This window comes from Viridibacillus sp. NPDC096237, assembly GCF_050278625.1.
Lineage (GTDB): Bacteria > Bacillota > Bacilli > Bacillales_A > Planococcaceae > Viridibacillus.
In genome coordinates this window covers 19,719-27,295 of record NZ_JBNNTI010000046.1, presented here as the reverse complement: position 1 = coordinate 27,295, position 7,577 = coordinate 19,719, and the positions used below count along the sequence as shown (strand labels likewise).

The following is a 7,577-nucleotide window of genomic DNA, read 5'->3' as shown; positions in this document are numbered from 1 at the left end:
TATTCGAATTCATGGAACACTGGGCTATTTAACACCGGTGGAATTCAAGCAGCAGTCCTTATAAAAGTTGTCCAGTTTAGTGTTGACATACCAATTTCCTTAAATGTAATGTAAAAGAGAACTCGTTTGTTTATTTTTATCGCCCCCCTTCTACTTCTTTTATCATAAAGCACTCGTGACGTTTCGCCTTACGAGATTAAATAACTTTATTATTTTCCCTGGAATGTAATTATTTTTTAAACAAATGCAATATCCTCCTACCAAATTAACAGGGAGGAGGGTATTGCATTTCTAAGACTAAAATTAAATAACTTTACTATCTCTGCACAGCTAATCTAGTATGGAAATAGTAGCTGAAGGAGCGAGGTATGGAGAAATAGCTTTACATGTTCAATTAGATGATTGCATAAGGTATCTACATGTGGAATTTTTGGAGGTAAAGCTTATGTGTTTTTTGAAAAAAAGTATAATAGTGATTGTTGGCAGTATTTTAGTATCTTTAGGTATAAATTTATTTTTAGCACCATACGAAGTATTGGATGGGGGTATTATAGGTTTAGGGTTAATTTCTAATTACATATGGGGACTCAAGGTCGGACTCATAATTATACTTTTAAGTATCCCCATTTTTATTATTGCTTGGTTTCACTACAGAGATTATTTCTATAATAGTTTACATGGTTTGATTGTTTCTTCTTTTTTTATTGATATTTTAGAATCTGTTCATTTCCTAGTTCATATTGATGCAGTTTACAGCTCAATTTTAGGGGGAATTCTCATAGGTCTAGGCGATGGATTAATGTTACGGTTTAAGACAAGTACAGGTGGCACAGATCTTATAGCCCAGTTCATAAGTGATAAAACGGGTATAAATGTTGGCAGTCTTATTCTCTTCATTGATTCAATTGTTATTTTTTTAGGAGGCCTCATATTATCCTTTGACACTTTTTTTCTCTCCATTATCACAGTACTTGTTATTGGGATGACTATTAATATTTTTACGAAAAATGTTGTACAAACATGAGCAAGTAGTGATTACTATAAAATACCTTTGTAAACAATACGGGGTAGGGAAAGTACCGCAAGCTAGAAATACTATCTAAGAGATTACGATTTGAAATATTTAAGGGCATCTCTTTAATAGAAGAATGCTCTATTATTTTGGAGAGATATTTGAAATCCTATATTTATATTATATATTGACTAATCGAACATCAATTATCATAATATTTGAAAAAACAAATATATAATATAGAGCTTCGATAAAGCAATACATACTAATATTTCCCTAAAATTGCCTTTCATTTCTAGCAGCTTTTGAATTTAATTCTAGGAATAAAAAAGTCTATTTTTAAGTTCAGAGAATAGTAAAATAAATATTAAAAAAATGCTTGAATCTCCTGATAATTCCAGTTTATAAATTGTTTACTATTAAAAAAAAACATTATATTAACGTCAGTTTAATGATAAATAATGTTAATAGAGTAAATAAAAAAATATATTGACAATTAATATTGCGAATTATATATTGTATTTAGTAACAATTTTCAGAATATAAAAAATACATTATTTTTTTTGATCGAAGTTGTACCTACAACCTGTTGACCTGATATTAATTGTGTGAATAACTTCCTATAAGAGATATGCTGTATAATAATAGGAATTGAAAACGGTTGCAAAGGAATGAGGTACATTAAATGGTCAGATTAAAAGAAATAGCAGAACATGTTGGTGTTTCAATTACGACAGTTTCTCGCGTCATAAAAAATGATCCTTCACGAAATGTGAACCCTGATACGAAGAAGAAGATATGGAAAGCAGTGAAAGAGTTAGGCTACACACCAAATGAATATGCGAGACAACTTGTATCATCTTCAGCACAAGAGAAAAAGCGTACAAAAAGGATAGCATGGCTCGCAAGTCCACGTTTGGCGGAAACTAACCCCTATTTTTCTAAAATTTATTCAGGCATTAGTGAAACATTAAATGATGCGGGCTACACGTTATTATTGATAAGCAATGAGGATTTAGAAGATGATGCACTTTTTCATCAAATAATTCGAGAAAAAGAAGTAGATGGTGTATTACTAATTGATAAAGTTGACCCCAAAAAACTTCTTGAGATTAAGGAATTGATTCCTGTTGTTGGCGTGGACTTTAACTATAGTGATCATGCAATTGCTACTGTGGATTATGATAGAGAAGAAGCTGCATATCAAGCTGTTGAACATTTAATCACAAAAGGTCATCGTAAAATTGGTTTCATCGGCGGTGGAATTGGAATTGAAATGAAGAAAGAAAAACGTTTCAAAGGCTATAAAAAGGCTATGAATGATTTCAAATTAACAATTGAAGAGCGCTGTATCATAAATTCTGATTGGTGCATGGAACGAAGCTATCTAGCAGCAAAAGAATTATTGGGTGAGACGAAAACTAATCGTCCAACCGCGATTTTTTGTGCAGGTGATTTACTTGCAATAGCAGCAATGCGGGCTGCACATGAACTAGAGCTTCATATCCCAAGTGATATTGCATTCATTGGAATAGATAATAATGAAATGGCACAATACATTGTTCCAGCGTTATCAACTGTATCTGTTCCACAATATGAAATGGGTGTAATTGCAGCAAAAACGTTAATGAGCCAAATTGAAGATAATCCTAAATTGGCGTTGAAAACTTTATTGCCATTTGAATTATTAGTTCGCCAATCTACATAAAAATCGCAAATTAGTTTTTTAGAATAATTCAGGAAAACGTTTTCCTGAAATCAGGAAATATTCCCCCGTTATTTAAATAATTAAAAAATAGATGAGGTGGCAAAATGAAAAAAGTACGAATTGGTGTTATTGGTGCAGGATTACGTGGTGGACTTGCCCAGTATTGGCACAAACCGGAGGGTGAATCGGAGGTTGTTGCACTCGCTGATCTATCTCAAGAAAGATTAGATAAGTTTCAAGAAAAAATCGGCTCCCCGTTGCTTTTAACAAAAGACTATAAAGAATTATTAACACATGATGATATCGATGCAATTGCAGTATTGTCCCCAGATTATTTACATGAAGAACATGTGATTGCGGCTCTTGAAGCTGGAAAACATGTTTATTCTGAAAAACCACTAGCTATTACGGTCGAAGGTTGTGACCGAATTATTGAAGCTTGGCAAAAATCAGGTAAACATTTAATGGTTGGATTTAACATGCGTTATATGAGTATGTACCAAACTATGAAAGACATCATTGACTCGGGTGCTATTGGCGAATTAAAAACTATTTGGGTTCGTCACTTCGTAGGATTTGGAGGTTATTTCTACTACCACGATTGGCACGGGAATTCAAAAAATACAACTTCTCTTCTATTACAAAAAGGTTCACATGATCTTGACGTTATTCATTGGATTTCAGGAAAATATGCTACGAAAGTTTCAGCATTTGGTTCACTTGATTATTACGGAGGAGACAAGCCAAACAATTTAACATGTCCTGAATGTGATCTAAAGAATAAGTGTCCTGAATACGTTCCACATACATTTACGGAATGTGCTTTCCGAGAAGAAATCGATGTTGAAGACAACAATATGCTTATTATGGAACTTGAAGGCGGCATTAAGGCATCATATCTACAATGTCATTTCACACCAGATTATGAACGTAATTATACATTTATCGGAACAAAAGGTCGTTTAGAAAACGATGATGTAAACGATAAAATTTACTTGAAAACACGTAAAACTAACACTGTGAAAGAGTTTAGTAATGTAACATACGAAATGAAACCAGAAGAGGGTAGTCATGGCGGAGCAGATCCGAAAATCGCTCAAGATTTTGTTGAATTAATCTTGCGTAATAAACAACCTCTTACAACTCCATTTGCTGGAAGAATGAGTGTAGCAGTTGGATGTGCAGCTACTGAATCTATCCGTTCGGGTGGTAAAGTAGTTAACATTTCTCAAGAATCTACTATCGTACACAGTTAATATGTTTGTAAGAAAAGGGGTGTGACCATGACTAGACTGGATGAAGGTGTAGGTTATGTAGATGAAATAGAGAAAAGTGAAATAAAGCAGCCATTAAATAATAGACCGAAAGTGAAGAAAAGTGCTCGTATTGAATGGAAGAAATCATTCAAGAAAAATTGGGAGCTTTATCTATTACTTGCACCTGTTATTTTATACTTTGTTGTATTTCATTACTTTCCTCTTTATGGTCTGCAGATTGCTTTTAAAGATTTTATCGCGACAAAAGGGATTATGGGGAGTCCTTGGGTAGGGTTTAAACACTTTGAGAGATTCTTCGATAGTTATTATTTCTGGAGACTTATTAAAAATACTGTAGGAATTGGCCTTTTCACGCTTGTAGTTTCATTTCCAGTTCCTATCATTTTAGCGCTTATGCTAAATGAAGTGAAAAGCTTACGTTATAAGAAATTTGTTCAAACAGTAATTTATGCACCGCATTTCTTATCAACAGTTGTTGTCGTTGGGATGCTATTGCTGTTCTTAAAACCTGAAGGACTAGTCAATCAAGTAATTACGCTTTTTGGAGGTAATTCAATTGATTTTATAACAGAGCCAGGTTGGTTTAAATCTTTGTTTGTTGTTTCTGATGTGTGGCAAACAATGGGATGGAGCTCAATCATTTATATTGCTGCACTTGCTGCGGTGGATCCCGCACAACATGAAGCTGCAATGATTGATGGTGCATCAAAATTCCAACGAATTATTCATATTAACATTCCGGCGATTATGCCTACAATAGTAATTCTGTTTATTTTGAATGCTGGATCAGTTATGGCAGTGGGATTTGAAAAAGTATATCTTATGCAAAATGATTTAAATATGTCGACGTCTGATGTTATCTCAACTTTCGTTTACCGAAGCGGAATACTAGAAGCTCAATATAGTTTCTCAGCTGCAGTTGGGTTGTTCAACTCGCTCATTAACTTCATCATGCTCATCATGGTAAATCAAATTGCGAAAAAAGTGAATGAGACAAGTCTATGGTAAGGGGTGACTAATTTGAGAGAAACTAAAACAGATCGTGCGTTTAATGTAATCAACTTTGTATTTCTTGCAATTGTCGCTTTACTAGTAATCTATCCATTGGTTTTTGTTCTCAGTGCATCTCTAAGTAACCCACAGTACATATTATCTGGTGAGCTGTGGTTATGGCCAAAAGAATTTACATTAGATGCATATGAAAAGGTATTCAAAAACGAGGATATAATTAATGGTTTTGTGAACACATTGAAATATACGGTATTCGGAACTATTCTGAATATTATTATGACCATTTTAGCTGCATATCCTTTGTCACGCAGAGATTTAAAGGGACGCGGATTCATAATGGCATTTATTGTTTTCACAATGTTCTTTAGTGGTGGTCTTATTCCAACGTATTTACTTATTCGTGATTTGGGGATGTTAAATACGTTTTGGGTCATGATTATTCCGAATGCGGTTGCAGTTTGGAATATTATCATTATGCGTACGTTTTTCCAGTCTATTCCTCATGAATTAGAAGAATCGGCAATGATTGATGGTGCGGGAAATTTCAAAATTCTATGGAGTATTGTTCTACCATTATCATTTCCTGTAATTGCAGTGATGGTACTTTTTTATTCAGTAGGCCATTGGAATTCATATTTCCAAGCATTAATTTATTTGCAGGATCAAGACAAGTTCCCACTTCAATTGATTCTTCGACAAATACTTATTCAAGGTGAAACTGATGACATGATTAAAGCAACTTCTGAAAGCTTTTTAGCTCAACAACTAAGTGTTGAAGGGTTGAAATATGCAGTACTGATTGTGGCAAACTTGCCAATGCTTATGCTTTATCCGTTTTTACAAAGGTATTTTGTAAAAGGCGTTATGATTGGATCACTAAAGGGGTAACAAAGAAAACAGATAAACAAGGGGGAGATTGTTTTGAAGAAGAGGTATTTTGCTGGTATCGTAACAAGTCTATTACTAACATCTAGCATTTTAGGAGCTTGCTCTAGTGATGAAGGAACTACTGGAAAAGGTGAAAATGCAGATAACGTTAGTAAAACAGGGATGCCAATAGTAAAAGAGAAGATCGAAGTTGACGGCTTTGGAGCAAAATTCTTTGCATCTCAAGACTGGAACAAACTATTGCTTTGGGATGAATACGAGAAAATGACGAATGTTGATGTGAACTGGAAAACAACTCAAGTTGAGGGGTTAATAGAGAAGCGGAATTTAATGCTTGCATCAGGAGACTATCCAGAAGTATTTTTTGCTTCGGCTTTTCCAAAGACAGATTTAATTAAATATGGACAGCAAGGTGTCTTCATTCCATTGAATGACTACATTGATGAATATGCACCAAATTTTAAAAAGATCTTAGAAGAGTATCCATCAGTAAGACAAGGTGTCACGATGGCAGATGGAAATATTTATGGATTCCCTACATTTTATGATCCGAATTTTGAAGCATTGCGTTCAGGGACACCTTGGATTAGAGAAGATTGGTTGAAGAAATTAGGACTAAAAGAGCCTAAAACTACTGAAGAATTATACAAAGTATTGAAAGCATTCAAAGAGCAAGACCCAAATGGTAATGGAAAAGCAGACGAAATTCCATGGGGTGGAGGATACAAGATAAAACCATTTATTGATTACTTGCGCGGATCGTATGGTTTGAATAAGCAAGGGATTATGAACGTAAATCTTGATTTTAAAGAAGGAACTGAAGAATTCCGCTTTGTTCCAGCAACGGATGAATACAAAGAATTGCTTAAATTCTTGAACAAGCTTTATACAGAAGGATTGATTAACCAAGATGTTTTCACAACTGAACCACAAGTTTTTGCTGCAGAAGCGTCTAAAGGCAATGTTGGTTTGTTAGGCGATGTTGATCCAAAAGAATTACTAAAACTTGATGGATACGTAGGTGTACCTGTTCTTGAAGGTCCTACTGGCGAACGTGCTTACAACGCAGTTACAAATGGACTTGGAAATTTAGGAATGTTCGTTATAACAGATAAAGCGAAAAATCCTGAAGCAATGGTTCGCTGGATGGACTATTTCTATAGCGAAGAAGGTTCGAAGATGTTCTTTATGGGCTTCGAGGGCGTTACTTATGAAGAAGATAAGGATGGAAACTTCAAGTATTTAGATTCGATTACAGATAATCCTGATGGGAAAAATCTAGATCAGGCAATTAGTGAATATTTAACTTGGCCAGGAGGATATTACCCTGGAATGGTTAGACAGAAATTCTTCCAAGGTGCTGAAGGAAAAGAACCATCTGCACTAAATGCTAAGAAAGCTAAACCGTACACTCTTAAAGACGAAGATATCCTACCTGGACTGAACTATACGCTTGACGAAAATGACAAAGTTAGTGCGGTTATGACAGATATTCAGACATATATTGATGAAATGACTGCAGGTTTTATTACTGGTAAACAAGACTTCAGCAAGTGGGATGAATACAAGAAAACTCTCGATAAAATGGGATTACAAAAATATCTTAAAGTTGCTCAAGGAGCATACGATCGCACTAAAAATGGAAAGTAAATTTAAAATTGCTCATACAAGGGTCTCCTTG

The 7,577-nt window shown here is 34.5% G+C and carries 6 protein-coding genes; all 6 read left to right on the top strand.

Going from position 1 to position 7,577, the window contains the following annotated elements; all coding sequences use genetic code 11:
• Positions 1-445 precede the first annotated feature (445 nt).
• The 6 genes from ACQKMD_RS18530 to ACQKMD_RS18505 all read left to right on the top strand — a co-directional run bounded on the left by ACQKMD_RS18530 (position 446) and on the right by ACQKMD_RS18505 (position 7,546).
• Positions 446-1,024, top strand: a complete 579-nt coding sequence (locus ACQKMD_RS18530) for a YitT family protein (protein WP_427753856.1) — start codon at positions 446-448, stop codon at positions 1,022-1,024.
• A 673-nt stretch (positions 1,025-1,697) separates the two neighbouring features.
• Entirely contained in the window at positions 1,698-2,720 is a 1,023-nt protein-coding gene (locus tag ACQKMD_RS18525; protein ID WP_427753855.1) for a LacI family DNA-binding transcriptional regulator, read from the top strand.
• Positions 2,721-2,824: 104 nt separating this feature from the next.
• A complete protein-coding gene (locus tag ACQKMD_RS18520; RefSeq protein ID WP_427753854.1) occupies positions 2,825-3,976 on the top strand; it encodes a Gfo/Idh/MocA family protein in 1,152 nt (383 codons plus the stop codon).
• Between the two features lie 27 nt (positions 3,977-4,003).
• Entirely contained in the window at positions 4,004-5,005 is a 1,002-nt protein-coding gene (locus ACQKMD_RS18515) for an ABC transporter permease (RefSeq protein WP_427753853.1), read from the top strand.
• A gap of 12 nt (positions 5,006-5,017) precedes the next feature.
• Entirely contained in the window at positions 5,018-5,896 is an 879-nt protein-coding gene (locus ACQKMD_RS18510; RefSeq protein WP_427753852.1) for a carbohydrate ABC transporter permease, read from the top strand.
• A gap of 33 nt (positions 5,897-5,929) precedes the next feature.
• Entirely contained in the window at positions 5,930-7,546 is a 1,617-nt protein-coding gene (locus ACQKMD_RS18505; RefSeq protein ID WP_427753851.1) for an extracellular solute-binding protein, read from the top strand.
• The last annotated feature ends 31 nt before the right edge of the window (positions 7,547-7,577 follow it).